Annotated in this window: 18 protein-coding genes; 16 read left to right on the forward strand and 2 right to left on the reverse strand. The window is 39.9% G+C overall.

Annotated features, from left to right (window positions below):
• The first annotated feature begins 144 nt into the window (after nt 1–144).
• Nucleotides 145–279: a hypothetical protein gene (locus V9W66_RS12875; RefSeq protein WP_279231864.1), complete on the forward strand. Its 135-nt coding sequence runs from the start codon at nt 145–147 to the stop codon at nt 277–279.
• Nucleotides 280–326: 47 nt separating this feature from the next.
• Here the strand turns inward: V9W66_RS12875 and V9W66_RS12880 are convergent, their stop codons facing one another.
• Together V9W66_RS12880 and V9W66_RS12885 are read right to left on the reverse strand one after the other, a co-directional pair.
• Nucleotides 327–935 (reverse strand): GNAT family acetyltransferase, encoded by a 609-nt coding sequence (locus V9W66_RS12880; protein ID WP_144095924.1) that lies wholly within the window; start codon nt 933–935, stop codon nt 327–329.
• A complete protein-coding gene (locus V9W66_RS12885) occupies nt 928–1,113 on the reverse strand; it encodes a hypothetical protein (protein WP_014080774.1) in 186 nt (61 codons plus the stop codon). The genes V9W66_RS12880 and V9W66_RS12885 overlap by 8 nt, the downstream gene beginning before the upstream one ends.
• A gap of 337 nt (nt 1,114–1,450) precedes the next feature.
• Between V9W66_RS12885 and V9W66_RS12890 the strand changes: the two genes are divergently transcribed.
• The 15 genes from V9W66_RS12890 (at nt 1,451) to V9W66_RS12960 (ending at nt 17,821) form a co-directional block, all read left to right on the forward strand.
• On the forward strand, nt 1,451–3,445 hold the full coding sequence (locus tag V9W66_RS12890) for a recombinase family protein (protein WP_144095922.1): 1,995 nt from the start codon (nt 1,451–1,453) through the stop codon (nt 3,443–3,445).
• Nucleotides 3,446–3,470: 25 nt separating this feature from the next.
• Nucleotides 3,471–3,875, forward strand: a complete 405-nt coding sequence (locus V9W66_RS12895; RefSeq protein WP_055169603.1) for a hypothetical protein — start codon at nt 3,471–3,473, stop codon at nt 3,873–3,875.
• Nucleotides 3,876–3,900: 25 nt separating this feature from the next.
• Nucleotides 3,901–4,932, forward strand: coding sequence for a PDDEXK nuclease domain-containing protein (locus tag V9W66_RS12900; protein ID WP_055169606.1), 1,032 nt, complete (start codon nt 3,901–3,903; stop codon nt 4,930–4,932).
• Between the two features lie 121 nt (nt 4,933–5,053).
• On the forward strand, nt 5,054–5,263 hold the full coding sequence (locus V9W66_RS12905; RefSeq protein ID WP_144095920.1) for a hypothetical protein: 210 nt from the start codon (nt 5,054–5,056) through the stop codon (nt 5,261–5,263).
• A 131-nt stretch (nt 5,264–5,394) separates the two neighbouring features.
• A complete protein-coding gene (locus V9W66_RS12910) occupies nt 5,395–5,862 on the forward strand; it encodes a DUF6075 family protein (RefSeq protein ID WP_002594293.1) in 468 nt (155 codons plus the stop codon).
• On the forward strand, nt 5,849–6,013 hold the full coding sequence (locus V9W66_RS12915) for a hypothetical protein (protein WP_002594292.1): 165 nt from the start codon (nt 5,849–5,851) through the stop codon (nt 6,011–6,013). Before V9W66_RS12910 ends, V9W66_RS12915 begins: the two co-directional genes overlap by 14 nt.
• Nucleotides 6,014–6,028: 15 nt before the next feature.
• Complete coding sequence (locus tag V9W66_RS12920) at nt 6,029–6,805, forward strand: ParA family protein (protein ID WP_144095918.1); 777 nt, start codon at nt 6,029–6,031, stop codon at nt 6,803–6,805.
• A complete protein-coding gene (locus V9W66_RS12925; RefSeq protein WP_002594290.1) occupies nt 6,798–7,703 on the forward strand; it encodes a ParB/RepB/Spo0J family partition protein in 906 nt (301 codons plus the stop codon). The genes V9W66_RS12920 and V9W66_RS12925 overlap by 8 nt, the downstream gene beginning before the upstream one ends.
• Nucleotides 7,684–8,859 carry a DUF6017 domain-containing protein gene (locus V9W66_RS12930; protein ID WP_144100442.1) on the forward strand — a complete coding sequence of 392 codons (1,176 nt, stop codon included), beginning with the start codon at nt 7,684–7,686 and terminating at the stop codon, nt 8,857–8,859. The genes V9W66_RS12925 and V9W66_RS12930 overlap by 20 nt, the downstream gene beginning before the upstream one ends.
• 6 nt (nt 8,860–8,865) lie before the next feature.
• On the forward strand, nt 8,866–9,204 hold the full coding sequence (locus V9W66_RS12935; protein ID WP_144093345.1) for a DUF6050 family protein: 339 nt from the start codon (nt 8,866–8,868) through the stop codon (nt 9,202–9,204).
• Nucleotides 9,205–9,313: 109 nt separating this feature from the next.
• On the forward strand, nt 9,314–9,670 hold the full coding sequence (locus tag V9W66_RS12940) for a helix-turn-helix domain-containing protein (protein ID WP_144093343.1): 357 nt from the start codon (nt 9,314–9,316) through the stop codon (nt 9,668–9,670).
• Between the two features lie 445 nt (nt 9,671–10,115).
• The gene (locus V9W66_RS12945) at nt 10,116–10,751 is read left to right on the forward strand and encodes a sigma-70 family RNA polymerase sigma factor (RefSeq protein ID WP_144093341.1); all 636 of its coding nucleotides are present in this window, start codon (nt 10,116–10,118) and stop codon (nt 10,749–10,751) included.
• A gap of 3 nt (nt 10,752–10,754) precedes the next feature.
• Complete coding sequence (locus V9W66_RS12950) at nt 10,755–11,177, forward strand: RNA polymerase sigma factor (RefSeq protein ID WP_144100440.1); 423 nt, start codon at nt 10,755–10,757, stop codon at nt 11,175–11,177.
• 407 nt (nt 11,178–11,584) lie between these two features.
• A complete protein-coding gene (locus V9W66_RS12955; RefSeq protein WP_144093337.1) occupies nt 11,585–17,566 on the forward strand; it encodes a SpaA isopeptide-forming pilin-related protein in 5,982 nt (1,993 codons plus the stop codon).
• 102 nt (nt 17,567–17,668) lie between these two features.
• Complete coding sequence (locus tag V9W66_RS12960; protein WP_004612794.1) at nt 17,669–17,821, forward strand: hypothetical protein; 153 nt, start codon at nt 17,669–17,671, stop codon at nt 17,819–17,821.
• Nucleotides 17,822–17,836: the final 15 nt, after the last annotated feature.

Raw genomic sequence — 17,836 nt, forward strand, 5'->3', positions numbered from 1 at the left:
TCATAATACGAACATACATTCGATTCAAGAAAATGCGGATATTTTTAAATTGATTGTGTCAATTTACAATCAATTTCTATTCAATGTGGTTTTCAGGCAGGTTCTGTAAAATAAGCTCAGAACAAACAATAACGGGAGGAGCTTATGCAACAGAATATTGAATTTGAGCGGTGCAGTGATTTTCTGGTACGGATGATTGATAAGTACGGCGAAGAAGTCCTCCGGGAGTTGGAGGAAGAAAAACAGAATAAGGAAGAAAAAGAAGCGGCAGTTTCCTGAAATACAAAATGTAAATCAGACTGTCGCTTTTTTCATGTATTTTTAAATCAAATAAATTTTAAAAGCTGATGCAGAGTGTGTGACTCATTATTCTGGGAAGCGGTAATACGAGTATCAAATGGCTTGAAATGATTCTGTGTATAAAAGCTCAGAAGAAATTTATTATCTTCGCATTCAAGAAACTCCATAACGCCGCCTACGGAATATTTGAGACTGGATATGGTTTCCAGTGCAAATCCCAGTAGAATATTTCCAGGAATTCGTTTTTCCTTTGGAAGAGAATAGTTCTTTCCCAACTGGGCAATCAGGTAAGCTGCGGTAGTATAGGATTGTGTTTCTTCATCCAAAATACTGACACGGGACAGCTTTTTTGCCATTGTCTTGCTGATATTTGAAGCACGGACAGAGATGGGTTTTACTGTAAGTGAAAAATAACCAACCAGTGAAGCATCTTCAGCATCAAATACCAGATAAGTGATAGATTGATCTTTTTTGGTAAACTCAATCGCATTATGTAATAAAAAGTATTCCACATCGGGATTTTTGGGACAAGAAAAATCGGAGAGTAAGTCGTAAAGACTTTCCTCTCCGATATATGTCGGTTCGTCTTTATCCAAATATGCCCGAATATTAACGGTAAAATATTTATCAGACATGTTTTTTCTTCCTTTTTGACATTAAAGCTAAGATTTCCTGTGGGTTCGTTAACTGACGTCCGGGAAGTGTCTGCTTTGGTGTGCGGTCACGGTCGGCTTCGTCAATTGCTGCGACAAAACGCTTTACGCTATTTGGATTGGATACGACAAAATTATGAGTAATACTTGAAGTAGCCATACTAACACCTCCTCTTTTTTGGCTTTTTTGTGTATTTATAGTATATGCAATGTGTGATAAAAACACAATATCAAAAACAAAAATAATTTCTAAATAATTTTCAAGCCGGACATTTATTAGACGCTTCCGGTAAGCGAACAATATTTTCGAGCCAATCATTTATAAGTCGCCAATGGTGTGAGGGCAATATTTTGATAACAGAAATGCTCTGTATCTAACTTAATTATACGATTGGCGAAGAAATGCGTCAATACGGAAAATAAGTATTGAAAATAGTTGGAACAAGTACTAAAATAAGGTTGGGACAATGAAACAGAGTTATACTGCGAGGAAGATTATGAAGAATAAAAAGATTAAATGCGATATATATACCAGAGTATCCACAACCATGCAGGTAGATGGCTACAGTCTGGATGCTCAGAAAGAAAAACTCAAGAGATATGCGGAATTTCAGAACATGGAAATCGTAAATGAGTATTCCGATGAAGGTAAGTCTGGAAAAAGCGTAGAGGGCAGACCGGAATTTCAGAGAATGTTGGATAATATTGAGAATGGAACAGATGAGGTGCAGTTTGTACTGGTGTTCAAGCTTTCCAGATTTGGTCGTAATGCGGCAGATATTTTAAATTCTTTGCAGAGGATGCAGGATTTTGGAGTGAATCTGATCTGTGTAGAAGATGGAATTGACAGCTCAAAAGATAGTGGAAAGCTGATGATTTCTGTTCTGTCTGCGGTGGCAGAGATCGAACGAGAGAATATCCTTGTTCAGACAATGGAAGGACGTAAGCAGAAAGCCAGGGAAGGAAAATGGAACGGTGGATTTGCTCCGTATGGTTATGAATTAGTAAATGGAGAATTGCAGATTGCAGAGGACGAAGCAGAGATTATTCGTCTGATCTATGACAAATTTATTCATACCAATATGGGAATCTCTGCGATTGCTGCATGGCTGAACCAGCATGGATACAAAAAGAAAAAACGACAGAATAATACACTGGACGCATTTGCCGCTTCATTTATAAAGGGCGTTCTGGATAATCCGGTATACTGTGGAAAGCTGGCTTATGGACGAAGGAAAAACGAGAAAGTTTCTGGTACAAGAAATGAATATCGCATTGTAAAGCAGGAAAATTATATGCTGCACGATGGTATCCATGAAGGGATTATTTCGGAAACAGACTGGGAGCTGGCTCATCAAAAACGGGAAAAAACAGGTGTGAAATATGAAAAGACACATAGCCTCGATCATGAGCATATTTTATCCGGAATATTGAGATGCCCGTTATGTGGAAGCGGTATGTATGGAAACGTGAACCGAAAGAAAAAGAAAGACGGAACTTTATATAAGGATTATTTCTATTATGCCTGCAAACATCGTCGCCTGGTAGATGGTCATAAATGTGGATATCGTAAACAATGGAGTGAGGAGAAGATTAACAATGCAGTGGAAGAAGTTATTCGGAAGCTGGTGAAGAATCCTAAATTTGAAGAAGCAATTCTGAATAAAATCGGTTCAAGAATTGATACAGAAGAAATAGAAAAAGAGATTGAAAGACTGGAAAAACAGCACAGGCAACTGACCGGAGCAAAAGCAAGACTTGGACAGCAGATGGATAGTCTGGATATCATGGATAAATTTTATGAAAAGAAATATCAGGATATGGAGACAAGGTTATACCGTCTGTATGATGAGATTGAAGGCGTGGAGAACAGTATAGAGGCAGTCAAGAACCGCCTGTTGAATATCCGGCAACAGAAAATATCAGAAGAAAACGTCTATCAATTTCTTTTATATTTTGATAAACTATATGATAAGTTCACCGACTTGGAGAAGAAAGAATTTCTTAACAGCTTTGTAGAACAGGTGGACATTTACGAGCAGGAGCAGCCAGATGGCAGATTCCTGAAGCACATAAAGTTTCGTTTTCCGGTGTATTTTGGAGACAGGGAGACACAGGAACTTTGTTGGGACAACGAAAGTACTGTTGAGACGGTAGTAATGCTTTCCCACAAAAAGCCAGACGGACATATCAACGTAAAAGTTGAGTTTGGCGAGGGTGAGGGAAAAGTTCCCCTTGATAATATCGCTAAAAGAGCCGAAGAATATAAGCCCAAAGAACGAGTGACCTACAAAATGATAAAGGAGTACATAGAAGCTAAATACGGCTTCAAGGTACATACCGCATATATCGCAGAGGTAAAGAGAGATTTAGGCTTGCCAATGTACGATGCTCCTAATGCGGTAGAGGAATTGAAACAGCCGAGGAAGCATCCGACAGCAGAGAAAGTGGAAGCCATAAAGGATGCGTTGAAGCATTTTGAAGTGATTTAATTGTAGCAGGGAAGGGGGGGGGCAAATGAGTATAGATAATGTAATTTCCATAATTATTAGTATATTAGGTTCTTCTGTAATAACGTTGATTTTGTCCACATTTATTTTTCAACCATTGCAAGATAAGAAAAAGTATGTTTTTGAGGAAAAAAAGAGAGTATATGAATCTATAATTGTATTTGCGCAAATTGTACTTTTTCCAGCCGAAGCGAAATTTTCTTTAGGAGTTGCAAGGTATAATATACAAGAGCTATCAGATGATGAAAATAGAAATAATGCAATAAATGATTTGAAGATGGCAATTCCTAAGTTGAAGTTAATTTCAAAAGATGATGGTCTTGTCAAGGAATTAGAAAAATTTATTTACCAGAAAAGTGAGGAACAATTTAATATACTTGTAAATCGATTGAGAAAGGATTTATACAAATAAAACTAGGTGTCTTGCGGAGGTTTTTATGGAACAAAAATTTTATGATGAGATAAAGAACATCTTGATAACAGCAAGAAATAAAGTCTATCAAACAGCCAATTTTGCAATGGTCGAAGCCTATTGGAATATCGGAAAATCAATCATTGAAGAACAGGGCGGTAACGAAAAGGCGGAGTATGGGACAGGTTTATTGAAAGAATTATCGAAACAAATGACTCAAGATTTTGGAAAAGGATTTACTGTTGCCAATTTGAAAAATATGAGGCAGTTTTATTTGACATTTCCAAATGGCTACGCACTGCGTAGCGAATTGAGTTGGACTCATTATCGGCTTTTGATGCGTGTGGAAAATGATAAAGCACGAGAATTTTATATGCAGGAAGCTGTAAAATCACAATGGAGTACCAGACAGCTTGAAAGACAGATAAATTCTTTCTTTTATGAAAGATTATTATCCAGTAAAAATAAAGAGCAGGTTGCGGCAGAAATTCAGACATTGGAGACGGCAAAAAGCCCAGAAGATGTTATCCGTGACCCATATGTACTGGAATTTCTTGGACTGACACCCAATGATGATTTTTATGAAAGTGATTTAGAGCAAGCGTTAATTACACATTTGCAGAAATTCCTTTTGGAACTTGGCAGAGGCTTTTCATTTGTCGCAAGGCAGAAAAGAATAACGTTTGATGGACGCCATTTTAGAATTGACCTTGTATTTTATAATTACATCTTAAAATGTTTTGTATTGATTGATTTAAAGGTTGGAGACTTAACACATCAGGATTTAGGACAGATGCAGATGTATGTTCATTATTATGAGCGAGAGCTTATGAATGAGGGAGATAATCCGCCGATAGGTATTGTGTTATGTGCAGACAAGAGTGAGTCTGTAGTTAAATATACATTGCCGGAAAATGAAACACAAATTTTTGCTTCAAAGTATAAATTATATTTGCCAAGCGAAGAAGAATTGTTGAGAGAATTAAATCAGGAATATCGAGCATTGGAAGCTGGCAAGACAGATGAAGAATATATTGACGGTATGAAAAAAGAATAAATTTTACATCAGGGTGGTGCAAAATTTATGGAACTAATATTTTGTGGGAAAGAGGATGCATGTGCAGTATTAGTACTGTATAACTATTGATCATATTTCTGTGGTTTTGTGGAGATATGTTTTGATTTGGTATGCATGTGGAGACTGTGGTGGGACTACAAAGGAAAGATACCTAGAAATCCTTGAATTTACGCACTTTGTAGAGTTTTTCAGTTTCAACAAAATCGGTGAAAATCACAAGGAAAAGATACTTGTGCAGAGAGTAACCGTAGTTGTTGCCTTAGACCTCGGTACGGGGAACACAAAGAATCTTGAATATGAAAATGAATAGAGAGCTATCAGATCATTGATAGATTATAGGGATACTTGTTAAAAGCGGGTGTCCCTATTTTTTATGGGGCATTCCAGAAATGGAGTGTCTTTTTTATACCAAAATATTAAAAATTCAGGAGGAAAATGAAAATGACAAACACAGCGTTAAGAGCAGAGAATAGCAATTCTCGCACAATTACTTTCAAGAGCAAGGAACACGAAAAATTTTATATGGAATATCTGAAAAAATGCAGATATCAGGATGTTTATCATCAGGCTCTGGTTTATTGCCTGGGTATCGACAGAGACACAAGAGAAAATGTGAATAAAATCTATAATTTTAAAACTGGATGTGTAAAAACGGAATCCCTGCAGGAAGGTTGGCAGACCAGTGGAAGTTTACGGATCGTCCGCATGGCATTTAATCTTTACTGCAATGGGACACCAAGTGTCGGAGATTATGAAGCAGAGGAAGATCAGTTAAAAGAGTGTCAGTATTATACCGTAGAAGATCTGTTTTGCTGCGGATATGCCCGGTATTTTTGGGAAGCCATTAAAATCCGTTATCCAGAGTATTGTTTTTACAAAGACTGGGAGGATATGTATGCTGAAAATTAGATTACAGGGTACTTTAAAGGATATTCAATGGTTCCGTCGTATTTTGGAAAAGCATAAAGAATTGGATGTTCTGGAAGTATCGGATGCTTATGCGAACAAAGGAACAAGCAAATATTTTCGTGTTTATGTTGAAGTAGAAGAAAAAGAGTAAATCGGAGGAAAGTATATGTGTAAAGTAATTGCTATTGCAAATCAGAAAGGCGGAGTAGCCAAAACAACGACAACAATCAATCTGGGAGCCGGACTGGTGAAGTCAGGGAAAAAAGTAGTCCTGGTAGATGCTGATCCACAGGGGAACTTGACAATGGGATTGGGATTCCCTAAAAATCTCAAGGTAACATTAAAAAGCATGATGGAGAACATTATCATGGGACTGGAATTTGATCCGAAAGAAGCAATTCTGCACCATGAAGAAGGTGTTGACCTAATTCCGTCCAATAAATTGCTTGCCGGAATGGATATGTCTTTATTTACAGTAGAGGACAGAGAAAAGGTGCTGAAAGAGTATCTGGAACTGCTGAAGGATGAGTATGATTATATTCTGATTGACTGTATGCCATCCCTGGGAATGCTGACGCTCAATGCTTTGAGTGCAGCGGACAGTGTTCTGATTCCAGTGCAGCCACAATATTATGCGGCAGATGGACTCATGGAATTACTGAAAGTAGTTAAGGGAATCCATCAGAGGTTCAATCCGGATTTACAGATAGAAGGCATTTTATTCACAATGGATAATTGCCGTTACAATAATGCAAAGAGAAACAAACAGGCAATCAAAACTACATACGGAAGTGACATTAGGATTTTTGAGCAGACGATTCCGAGAACAGAAAGCCTTGCAGAAACAGCATCGGAGGGTGTAAGTATCTTTGCCTATGATGGAAAAAGCAAGGGGGCAGACAGCTATCTGGAACTGGTTCAGGAGGTGTTGAAACATGCGTAGACCGAAAAAAGATATTCAGCTTACCTCTTATGATGAATTACTGGGATTAGAGGAAACACCGGAAAAGAGTATGAACCAGGTTGTGGAAATAGATCTGGCAAAGCTCTATCCCTTTAAAAATCATCCGTTCCATGTAAATGATGATGAAAAAATGGCAGAAACCGTAGAGAGCATTAAAACATACGGTGTTTTGACTCCTGCGCTGGTAAGACCTCGACCAGATGGCGGATATGAGATGATTTCCGGGCATAGAAGAAAAAGAGGCTGTGAACTGTGTGGAAAGACTACATTGCCAGCTCTTGTCCGAAATTATACGGATGATGAAGCGGTCATTATTATGGTCGATTCCAACATTCAGCGTGAAAATCTACTGCCAAGTGAGAAAGCTCATGCCTATAAGATGAAATATGATGCAATGAAGCATCAGGGAAGTAAAGGTGAGAAATATACAGCAGATATGGTTGGGGAAGCTGCCGGGGACAGTGGGAGAACCGTACAGAGGTATATCCGTCTGGCGGCATTATCAGATGCTTTGCTGGAATATGTGGACAATAATAAAATTCCTATGATTGTGGGAGAAAAGCTGTCTTATCTGAAGCCAGAGGAACAGGGGTGGCTTCTGGAAGTGATTACCAACAGCAGCATTTTTCCGACAAAACAACAGGCAGAACAGTTAAAAGAATGCAGTGCAAATGGAAAATTAAACCAGAGTTATATCTATGCTGTTTTATTAAAAAAGGAAAGCAGTAAGATCAATGTGACGATTCCGGCAAAAAAAATTGGAAATTATTTTCCGGAGACATATTCTAAAGAACAGATAGAAGAAGTCATTTTTATGCTTTTGGATAAATGGAAAGAAAACAAAGAAGGAGTAGCAGATGCAGAAGATACAGTTTGATTATTTTACAGGGATGGAAGCGGAACAATACAGCTTCTATCGTGTCCCTAAAGTGCTGTTTACAGAATCCTGCTTTAAAACTCTTTCTTGCGAAGCAAAGGTATTATACGGTCTGATGCTGGACCGTATGAGCCTGAGCATTAAAAATAGATGGTTGGATTCAGAGGACAGAGTATACATTATCTTCACTGTGGAAGAAATTGCAGAGTTGATGAACTGCGGAACTCAAAAGGCAGTGAAGCTGGTGAAAGAGCTGGACAGCAGTAATGGGATTGGATTGATAGAGAAGAAACGTCTGGGACTGGGAAAACCGAATGTTATTTATGTGAAAAATTTTATGATCAGAGAGGTTCCAGATCAAAAGCCGACAGGTAATTGTGCAGATCTGCAATCTGAGCAGGAAGATCATAAAAAAATTGCAGATTTGCAATCGAAACAGAAAAGACATAAGGAATGTGCAGATTTGCAACAAGAAGCAGAAAACAAGGGGAAAACAGGCATTTCTCTGAATTGTGAAAATCATCATTCAAGAGTAGTGAAAACCACAATTCAGGATTATGGGGAATCACAATTCCAGAATAGTGAAAATCACAATTCAAGAATGGTGGAAACCACAAATCCAGAATTTCCAGAATCACAATTCAAAAATAGTGAAAATCATCATTCCAGAATAGTGGAAATCACAAATCCAGAATGTCCGAAATCACAATCTAATAATACTGATATTAACAAGACTGATATTAGTGAAACTGAGATAAATCAATCTTATCCAATCATATCAGGTAATTTCCAAAAGAAAAAAGATGTGATGGAGGAGATGAAAGCATATCGTGAGGTGATCCATGAAAACATAGATTATCAATATCATGCCAAGGAAGATGTAGATGAACTGGTGGAGTTGATGATCGAAGTTATGATGATGCCGGAGGACAGTATGATTCGCATTGCGGGAGTAGAAAAACCAGTTGCTTTGGTAAAAAGCAGGTTTATGAAACTGAACTATTCGCATATCGAATATGTGCTGTTCTGTCTGAACCGAAATACGACCAAGGTTGGAAACATTAAAGCATATCTTTTGACTGCCCTGTATAATGCCCCGGCAACGATAAACAGCTATTATCAGGCTGAGGTTAATCACGATATGTATGGAGGATAAAGGAACATGAGAAATATGATAAAAAAAGTTGTTGTGCCAGTACTGGTGATTGCTGTATTGTTTGCAGTGCTGAGACCTCTTTGTATCCAGGATGGGAAGTGCAATTATTTATTGCTGTTGCTTCTGATGGGGATACCGTTTGGAATTGGAAAAATGTGTGTCTGGATGGTTCCAAGAGGTTTTGATCTTGGAGGAACACTGGCAGTATGGACAATGGATTTTCTGATCGGAGGATTGATAGGAAGTGTCGTTCTTCTGGCAATGATTGGACAGGCAATCATTTATCTTAGTGTTTTCCTGCTCACAGTTATTACAGGAATACATAAAATACCGAGAATAAAATGAAATAGATTTTTTGAAAAGCAGCTAAGACAAAATTAGCTGCTTTTTTTCTGGAAACTTTGCGACAAAATGTCGTAAAGCCGGGACAAATTGCAGGAAAGGAGACACCGTATTGAGCAATCGTGCAATTTCCACAGAACTTATTGAATTGGGAGAACGGATCAGAAAACGCAGGCAGAAAATGAAGTTGTCACAGGAATCTTTTGCGGAAAAAGCAGGTATCAGTGTCAATACGGTTAGCAGGATAGAAGGAGGGCAAACGGCAATGTCTGTTGAGATTTTCAGGAAGATGATTGAGATCCTGGAAACAGATGCAAATATCCTGATGGGAAAAGAGAGGGACGATGCAGAAAAAAGAAAGCAGTTTGAGGAAGTATTTTACCGTATTCAGAAGATGGAATGGAAAGAACAGAAAATTATCATGCAGACAATAGATTCGCTGATAGACAGTTTTAATGAGTACAGGTGAAATTTCACCATATATGGGGTGAAAAACAAAAAAACTCCCCATATATGCTAAGGATAATAGGTTTCTGTGTTGCTAAAATGGAAAACAGAGAGAAAGAGACAGAAACAAAGAAGGGAGACAGGATTGATGACCAGACAAGAAAATTTAATCTATAGGAAGCAGTGTCCCTATGATGCAATGGGAGACTATTCTGTTTTGATGGAAAATGAAAAGAACATAAAAACGGAAAGAAATGCAAAGAAGTCTGACCGGGACATCAGACGGAAAATAAAATAGAGGATGCTGTAAATTAGCAGAAAGGGTAGTAAGGAAGTTTCAGGCTCTCGTTAAAAAAAACGGGTGTGCCGGAAGCTGTTTTTTACTGCCCTTTTGCCAGTAAATCAGTAATAATCCTATCCTTTCTGCTGATGGGCACCTGTTGCCAGCAGGCAGAAGGGTGGTAATTATGCTGACATTGCAGGAATTGAAACAGGTTGTAGGTAACAGGGAAGAAAGAAGAAAGGTTCCGTCCGCCAGGTATTTAAGAGAAAACGATGTGGCAGTTGTAAAGCAGAGACTGATAGATGGTGCGGAAATTATTGCATATCAGACAGGATATATTTTCTATTGTGCAGGTGATTATGGAACGGTTTTTCCTTTATTTACCTGTCGAGATTATGTATATGAAGCAGGAAGAAAAATAACAGTTGTTAAGGAAGATTTTTTTGATAATCAGCCCTGGTATGTGCGGTTGATATTAGAAGGTGAAGATCGGCTGTGCAGGAACAGGGAGGTACGAGAACATAATAATTGCATTTCATATAGCCATATTTCAGAAGGCTGGTGCGAATTGGTGGACAAAAGGCAGAATGTACTTGAAAAACTGATTATAGAAGAAGCTATTGGAGAATTCATGGATCTGCTGACTGACCGGCAGAGACAGGTGATCCATCAAATTTATTTTCAGCAACGGACACAAAGAGAAGTGTCACGGGTGTTTGGAATTACAGAACCGGCAGTATCAAAATGTATTTCACAGGCAAAGCAGAAAATGAGAAGAAATGCAGGCAGACTGATCGGAGTGCTTCAGAAGGGAGAATAAAAGATGCGTGGTAAAAAACCAAAGGAAAGACAACGGTATGTGCTGCGTGTAAATGAAACTCTCGTAGAAGTTACCAGAGACGTATATCTGGCATGGTACCAGTCAAGAAGAAAAGAAAGATACCAGCTTGAAAAAATGCAGAAAAATGGTGTATGCGAAATAGAAAAAGTAGGAGAAACGAGTTACAACAGTTATTTGCATATATTATCACCAGAAGAAATAGTCATCAGGGTGTCAGAAATACAAGAGCTGCAGGAAGCCCTGAAATATTTGTCTGAAGAAGAAATGGAATTGATAAGACTATTATTTTTTGAAGAGTACACAGTTAAAAAAACAGCACAGTATTTCGGGTGTTGTACAAAGACAATCAGAAACAGGAAAAACAAAGTATTGCAGAAACTAAAAGACAGGCTGGAAACTTTGTAAGTTTTTGCTGTTTCAAAAAATTTTCTAAAAAAATTTCAAACAGGTTAATTTTTGCCCTTTCACACATGCGGTTAGTGGAGGGGCAAATGTCTATTTTAATTCAAAACAATAAATTCCCCCCTAAAAGTGAACCTTGACAATTTCATATCAGCAGCAAGAGGATACCTGAATTTCCCAGCTACGCATCTGGCGGCGGGCATTCGGTGATAACGTGAAGGGCAATGGATGAGAGGCACCCTTGGCAGGAATGATTACGAATTACCTCTTGCGGCTTAATAGCTCAATCCTGTTTTTATTTAAAAGTCAATCCAAGAAACAAGGGAGGTGGTTTCTATGATTCATTCATGCAGGTGTAAGCCTGAACGAAAGTGGAGTAAATTATCGAAGAAAGAGAGGATTCAGTCAAAATGAAAATGCGATTTAAAAGATTCTTGTCGGGATTTATGGCAGTTGCAACTTTGGCGTCTGTTATCGTTCAACCAGTCACGATTTCTGCTTCTGAATTAGAACCAGAGCCAACTTCATTTGAACAGCAATATCCGGAACTGCAGGATGTGCAGGATACTCTTGACAAAGACGAAATTGTGGAAGCAAAGGATATTGAGATTCCCTATGGAGAAGAATTTGAGGTGGAAGTTGATCTGTCCGGTATAGAGGGCGTGAATGAAAAAAAGGTGAAAGTTTTATTCCATGAAGCAAAGAGTGAAGCCGGTACAGATTTTGACGCACATACACCGGATACCTACAAAGCTGTCTATGCAGTAGAGCCAGTCAGCGGTCACCCAGCTTACAGAGTAAGCAGAAACATTACGGTAAAAGAGCCGGAAACAGAAGCACAGGCAAAGAGTTCTTCTGAAAATACAGCTGGTGAAGGAAATGCCGGTGAAACAGAAGATTCCGGTAATGCGGATGAAGATGCTGATTCGGACGGGTCAAAAGAAATTGTAACTAATCTTACAGATGGACAGGAAGTAACAACAGATGAAGAATCTGGTCTGACTGTTTCAGAAGTAATGGATCAGGCAGAAAATGAAGGAATTGACTTGTATGAGATGGAGCCGGGCGAAACAGTAACATTTATGGCGGCAACAGGAAATGCAAGAAGTTCACAACAGGTTTCAGTGACAAGAGGTGCCGAATACCGATATGCGGATTATGGTTATGGAACTTATCTGACTTATCAGTATACCGTAAAATTCGGTAATGTGTCCGCCACAGCTTATTGTGTACAGCCGTCTAAACCGGGACCTGGCACAGGAACATATACAATCAATAAGGTTGGGGATGGTAAAGCACTGGCTAAAGTATGCTACTATGGCACAAAGGCTTCTGGCGATGATGGATTTTTTACAGAAGAAAATGGCTATGGAAATCTGAGTGCAGGAGCCAGATTTATTCTGGTACATCTTGCTGCGTCGTATGCGAATGGCAGTTCAGATGCTTTTTCTGGTGCAAACACTACTGCACAGAATCTTGCGAAAAAACTTTATAATTATTGTATTTCTCAGCCAGATATTCCGGATGTGGCAATGTCTTTTTCAGATGCAGATGTGACGGCCTATGTAGATGGCAACAGCCAGAGAACAAAGGAGATCACCTTTAAAGCAGATGAACTTCAGAGTATCACAATGAAACTCCCAAGTGGTGTGAAACTCCATAACGTGACAACCGGAAAGACAAGCAAGGCTGGTGAAGCAGTAGAAATCAGTGGTGGAACCAAGTTTTACTTATCTGCACCTCTTACACAGGTACAGGATGTCGCAGGAAGCTGGTCTGCAACGATGAAGGGCAGTGTAACAAAAGATTATTCTGCGTATAAGATCAGTACCGGCTCCGGTTCACAGGACCTGGCACTGGTATTTGGTGAAGGTGTCGATGATGAAAAATATGTGGACTTCAAAGTAACATGGGTACAGTACGCAAGTGTTAAGGTGATTAAAAAAGATGCAAAAGCAGACGCAAAGCTGGCAGGTGCCGTGTTTGGTTTATACAGTGATGCAAACTGTACAAAACTGATCACAAAGTTACCGGCAACCGATGCGAATGGGGAAGCGTCAGTACAGATCATTAAGACACAGGATACCATATATCTGAAAGAGATTACAGCTCCGACAGGATACCGTATCAATGCAACTGCTTACAATGTAAAACTGGAAGTCAGCAAAACAACAACTGTAACTGTTCCGGATGAGGAACAGATGGGACAGCTGACTGTTTATAAAGAAGGTCAGGTTTTGACGGGTGCGGATGTCACCGAGAATGGAACAACATTTAAGTATGAGAAACGCAGACAGAAAAGTGCGATTTATGATGTGTATGCCGGGGCAGATATTAAAACTGCTTATGGTGCAAAGGTTTACAGCAAGGGTGATCTGGTCAAAGAAAATCTGACAACAGATTCCAATGGGGCAGTCATTCTGAAAAACCTGCATCTTGGTACATATATTGTAAAAGAAAAACAGGCTCCGACAGGGTTCTATAATGCCAGAGAAGAAAAGTCTGTTACCCTTTCCTATGCAGGACAGAATGTGGATGTTGTCTTTTCTGAGACAACCTTTACGAACGACAGACAGAAAGCAGAAGTAGTTGTAACAAAGCAAGATAAGGACACAGAAAATCCTCTGGACGGAGGTATTTTTGGACTTTATGCAGCCAGTGATATTACAAATGCAGATGGAACGGTTGTTGTAAAGAAAGGCACTCTGATTGAGAAAGTAACAACTGGCAATGATGGAACGGCGAAGTTCACCGCAGACTTGCCGCTGGGATTTTATTATGATGTAAAGGAAGTACAGGCTCCAGAAGGCTATCTGAGAAATGCGGATGATGTGTATACATTTGCTTTTTCTTATACAAACGATAAGGAAGCGAAACTGACATTTAAGCATACCTTCAAAAATGAGCGTGTGACAGCGAAAATTTCCTTACAAAAACAGGACAAAGAAACAAAGAAGGCAGTTCCACAGGGAGATGCTACTTTAGAAAAGGCAGTCTATGGACTGTATGCCCGTGAGGATATTGTTCATCCGGATGGAGCAACTGGTGTGATCTACAAAGCGGGCGAGCAGATTGCCACTCTTACAACAGATAAGAATGGACAGGCTTCCGTAGATGGATTATACCTTGGTAAATACTATGTAAAAGAGATTACTCCGCCAACGGGTTACCTGGCAGATGAAGAAGAACATGATCTGGTCTGCAACTACGAGGGTGATCTTGTAGCGGAAGTGAATCGTGACTGTCTGTCTCTGGAACAGGTGATGAAGCAGCCATTTGAGATTATCAAGGCAGCGAACAACGGAAAGACAGATGCCGATTTACTGAAAGGTGCAGGATTTACCGCTTATCTGGTATCATCCCTGACAGTAAAAGAAGATGGTAGCTATGACTTTGATTCTGCCAAGCCGGTAGTGATCGGAGAAAATGGTGCAACAGAGATCTTTACGGATGAGAAAGGGTATGCCCGCAGTATTGCGATTCCTTATGGAAGCTACATCGTCCGTGAAACAACCACACCACATAATTATACTCCAGTCAATGATTTCATCGTACAGATTACGGAAAATCATCCGACTACACCGCAGGTATGGAGAGTGCTGCTTGACAAAGAATTTGAAGCGAAGCTGAAGATCATCAAACAGGACGATGAGACAAAGAAAGCAGTCCTTCAGAAGAATACAGAGTTTAAGATTTTTAACCTGGATACAGAAAAGTATGTGGAACAGGTAACAACCTATCCGACGACAGTAAAACATAAATCTTATTTTACAGATGAGCAGGGATACTTAATTCTTCCACAGAATCTGAAGATCGGACATTACCGTATTGAGGAAGTGAACGCACCTTATGGATATACACTCAATGAGAATTACTATGAAGTGGACGTAGATTCCAATACAGCATATCAGATGGACGGAACTTCCGGCGATGTGATCATCGAGATTGCATACGAGAACCATCCGGTTAAGGGAGAACTGAACATCGTAAAACAGGGTGAGGTCTTAAATAGTTACAAAGATGATTTTACTTATCAGAAGGAAACACTGGAGGGAGCAGTTTTTGAGGTATATGCTGCCGAAGATATTTATACAGCAGACTTCCAGAAAGATGATAACGGAAATCGTATCCTGGAGTATGCTTCCGGGGAACTGGTAGGAACTGTTACCACGGATAAGGATGGAAAGGCACAGATCACCGACCTTCCACTTGGAACCTATAAGATTGTTGAAAAAACTGCACCAGAGGGATTTGTGTTAAATGAAGAAGTACAGACAGTAACATTTGAATACAAAGACCAGAAAACACCAGTCATCGAGCAGACAGCAACCTTTGAGAATGACCGCCAGAAAGTGGAAGTGTCCGTAGTAAAACAGGATGCAGAGACAGAAACGGTTGTGGCAGGTGCAGAGTTTGGTATCTATGCAAAAGAAGATATTCTGGCACATCAAGAAGTGATTGTGAAGGCAGATACCTTACTTGGAAAAGCAGTCAGTGGAGAAGATGGAAAGGCAGTATTTGACGTTGACCTTCCATTTAGTACTTACTATATCAAAGAACTTGCAGCTCCGGCAGGGTATGTCTCTTCTTTTGAGACTTTGGAAGTGACTGCCAAATATCAGGGACAGGATGTGAAAGTAGTAGAGCTGGAATCTGTATTTAAGAACCAGCCGACAAAAGTAACCTTTACGAAGTCCGATATTACGACAGGCGTGGAGCTTTCCGGGGCGACGCTTACGGTGCTTGATAAGGATGGAAATGTGGTAGATACATGGAAGTCTGTAAAGGGTGAGGAACATCTGATTGAAAGACTCACAGCCGGGGAGACGTATACCCTTCGTGAAGAAATGGCTCCTTATGGCTATCTGATGGCGGAAGAAGTTTCTTTTACTGTGGATGATACTGCCGAGATCCAGAAGGTAGAGATGAAAGATGCAGTGCCAACTGGAACACTTATCATTAATAAAAAAGGTGAGTTCCTGAAGAAAGTATCTGCACTGGATTCCATTGGCGGATGGATGAAGCATCTGTTTGAATATCTTTCCGGTTCCCTGAAAGATGTTACTTTTGAGGTTTATGCCTTAGAAGATATAAAAGCAGCGGATGGTGAGAGTGAAGATTACTACAAGAAAGATGCACTGGTAGCAACGATCACGACGGATGAAACAGGCATGGCAAAACTGACAGACCTTCCTCTTGGCAAATACTATGTCAAAGAGAAAGAGACAGCAAGTGGATATGTCCTGGATGGAGAAACCCGTGAAGTGGATCTGACTTATCGTGACCAGAATACCGCAGTTGTTACTTATTCCGCTGACTGGCAGAACAAACGCCAGAGGGCAGAAGTAAACGTGTTAAAGAAAGAAAAAGATTCCGACCGTGTGCTGGAAGGGGCTGTATTTGCCCTGTGCAATAAAGAAGATATTGTCAATGCAAAAGGCGATGTGATTCTGAAAGCGGATACGGTTATTGAGGAGCAGGCTACGGATAAGGAAGGAAAATTGACCTTTACGGCAGATCTGCCACTTGGCTATACCTACTATGTGAAAGAAACTTCCCCGGCACCAGGATTTGCGACAACAGATCAGGTACAGGAATTTACTTTTGAATATGGTGGGGCAGATAAGGAAACACTGTCTTATGCGTTTACTTTTGAAGATGAGCCGACAACCGTAGAGTTTACCAAAACATCTCTGACAGACGGAAAGGAGATTGAAGGAGCAAAACTGAAAGTCACAGATGAGAGTGGAAAAACTGTGGATGAATGGACTTCCGATAAAGAACCACATATCATCAAAGAACTGACCGCTGGCAAGAAGTATACCATGACAGAAACACTTCCTGCGGACGGTTATGTGACAGCAGAGAGCATCACGTTTACGGTGGAAGATACCAGTGAAGTACAGAAAGTGGAAATGAAGGATGATGTGACAAAAGTGCAGATTTCTAAGACCGATATTTCTGGTAAGGAGCTGCCAGGAGCGAAACTGACGATCCTTGATAAAGATGGAAAGACCGTGGAAAGCTGGACATCTGAAGAAAAGCCACACTACATTAAGATGCTTCCAATCGGGGAATATACCCTCCGTGAAGAAACTGCACCGGACGGTTATCTGGTTGCAGAGGATGTAAAGTTTACGGTCAAAGATACTGGAGAAATCCAGAAGGTTGTGATGAAGGATGAGGCGAAACCGGAGGAAACTCCAACAGAGACACCGACGGAAACACCAGAAACCACACCAACACCGGAGACGAAAACCACAGAAGAAACAAAGAAATCGACTGCACCAAAGACAGGAGATAATACGCCGATTCTGTTCTGGATTCTGCTTGCAGGGGCTGGAATGGCTGGTCTTGGTGGCACAGTGATTCTTCGCAAAAAGAAAAAATAAGAGATCATAGGATTTCTTGGTAATGGATGAGGGCATTTATGGACACAGGATTCATAGATGCCCTCTTATAAAATTTCAAGAGAAGTGAAGGGAAAAAAGAAGATGACAAAAACAGTATTGATCGTTGCTGCAGCTGCAGTATTTCTGGTATATGGATTTGTCCTTTGGTGCTGTATCAAAGTGGGGGCGGAATCAGAAAAAGAATATATGAAACTGGCAGAAAAGAGAGGAAAGGAGCAGCAATGTGATAAATGAGGACAAGACAGCAGT

Origin of the sequence: Blautia massiliensis (ex Durand et al. 2017), from assembly GCF_051861785.1 — a bacterium.
In the GTDB taxonomy this organism is placed as follows: domain Bacteria; phylum Bacillota; class Clostridia; order Lachnospirales; family Lachnospiraceae; genus Blautia_A; species Blautia_A luti_A.

Coding starts and splice junctions, on each gene's coding strand:
- V9W66_RS12875 (WP_279231864.1), top strand. CDS start 145: ATGCAACAGAATATTGAATTTGAGCGGTGCAGTGATTTTCTGGTACGG.
- V9W66_RS12880 (WP_144095924.1), bottom strand. CDS start 935: ATGTCTGATAAATATTTTACCGTTAATATTCGGGCATATTTGGATAAA.
- V9W66_RS12885 (WP_014080774.1), bottom strand. CDS start 1,113: ATGGCTACTTCAAGTATTACTCATAATTTTGTCGTATCCAATCCAAAT.
- V9W66_RS12890 (WP_144095922.1), top strand. CDS start 1,451: ATGAAGAATAAAAAGATTAAATGCGATATATATACCAGAGTATCCACA.
- V9W66_RS12895 (WP_055169603.1), top strand. CDS start 3,471: ATGAGTATAGATAATGTAATTTCCATAATTATTAGTATATTAGGTTCT.
- V9W66_RS12900 (WP_055169606.1), top strand. CDS start 3,901: ATGGAACAAAAATTTTATGATGAGATAAAGAACATCTTGATAACAGCA.
- V9W66_RS12910 (WP_002594293.1), top strand. CDS start 5,395: ATGACAAACACAGCGTTAAGAGCAGAGAATAGCAATTCTCGCACAATT.
- V9W66_RS12915 (WP_002594292.1), top strand. CDS start 5,849: ATGCTGAAAATTAGATTACAGGGTACTTTAAAGGATATTCAATGGTTC.
- V9W66_RS12920 (WP_144095918.1), top strand. CDS start 6,029: ATGTGTAAAGTAATTGCTATTGCAAATCAGAAAGGCGGAGTAGCCAAA.
- V9W66_RS12925 (WP_002594290.1), top strand. CDS start 6,798: ATGCGTAGACCGAAAAAAGATATTCAGCTTACCTCTTATGATGAATTA.
- V9W66_RS12930 (WP_144100442.1), top strand. CDS start 7,684: ATGCAGAAGATACAGTTTGATTATTTTACAGGGATGGAAGCGGAACAA.
- V9W66_RS12935 (WP_144093345.1), top strand. CDS start 8,866: ATGAGAAATATGATAAAAAAAGTTGTTGTGCCAGTACTGGTGATTGCT.
- V9W66_RS12945 (WP_144093341.1), top strand. CDS start 10,116: ATGCTGACATTGCAGGAATTGAAACAGGTTGTAGGTAACAGGGAAGAA.
- V9W66_RS12950 (WP_144100440.1), top strand. CDS start 10,755: ATGCGTGGTAAAAAACCAAAGGAAAGACAACGGTATGTGCTGCGTGTA.
- V9W66_RS12955 (WP_144093337.1), top strand. CDS start 11,585: ATGAAAATGCGATTTAAAAGATTCTTGTCGGGATTTATGGCAGTTGCA.
- V9W66_RS12960 (WP_004612794.1), top strand. CDS start 17,669: ATGACAAAAACAGTATTGATCGTTGCTGCAGCTGCAGTATTTCTGGTA.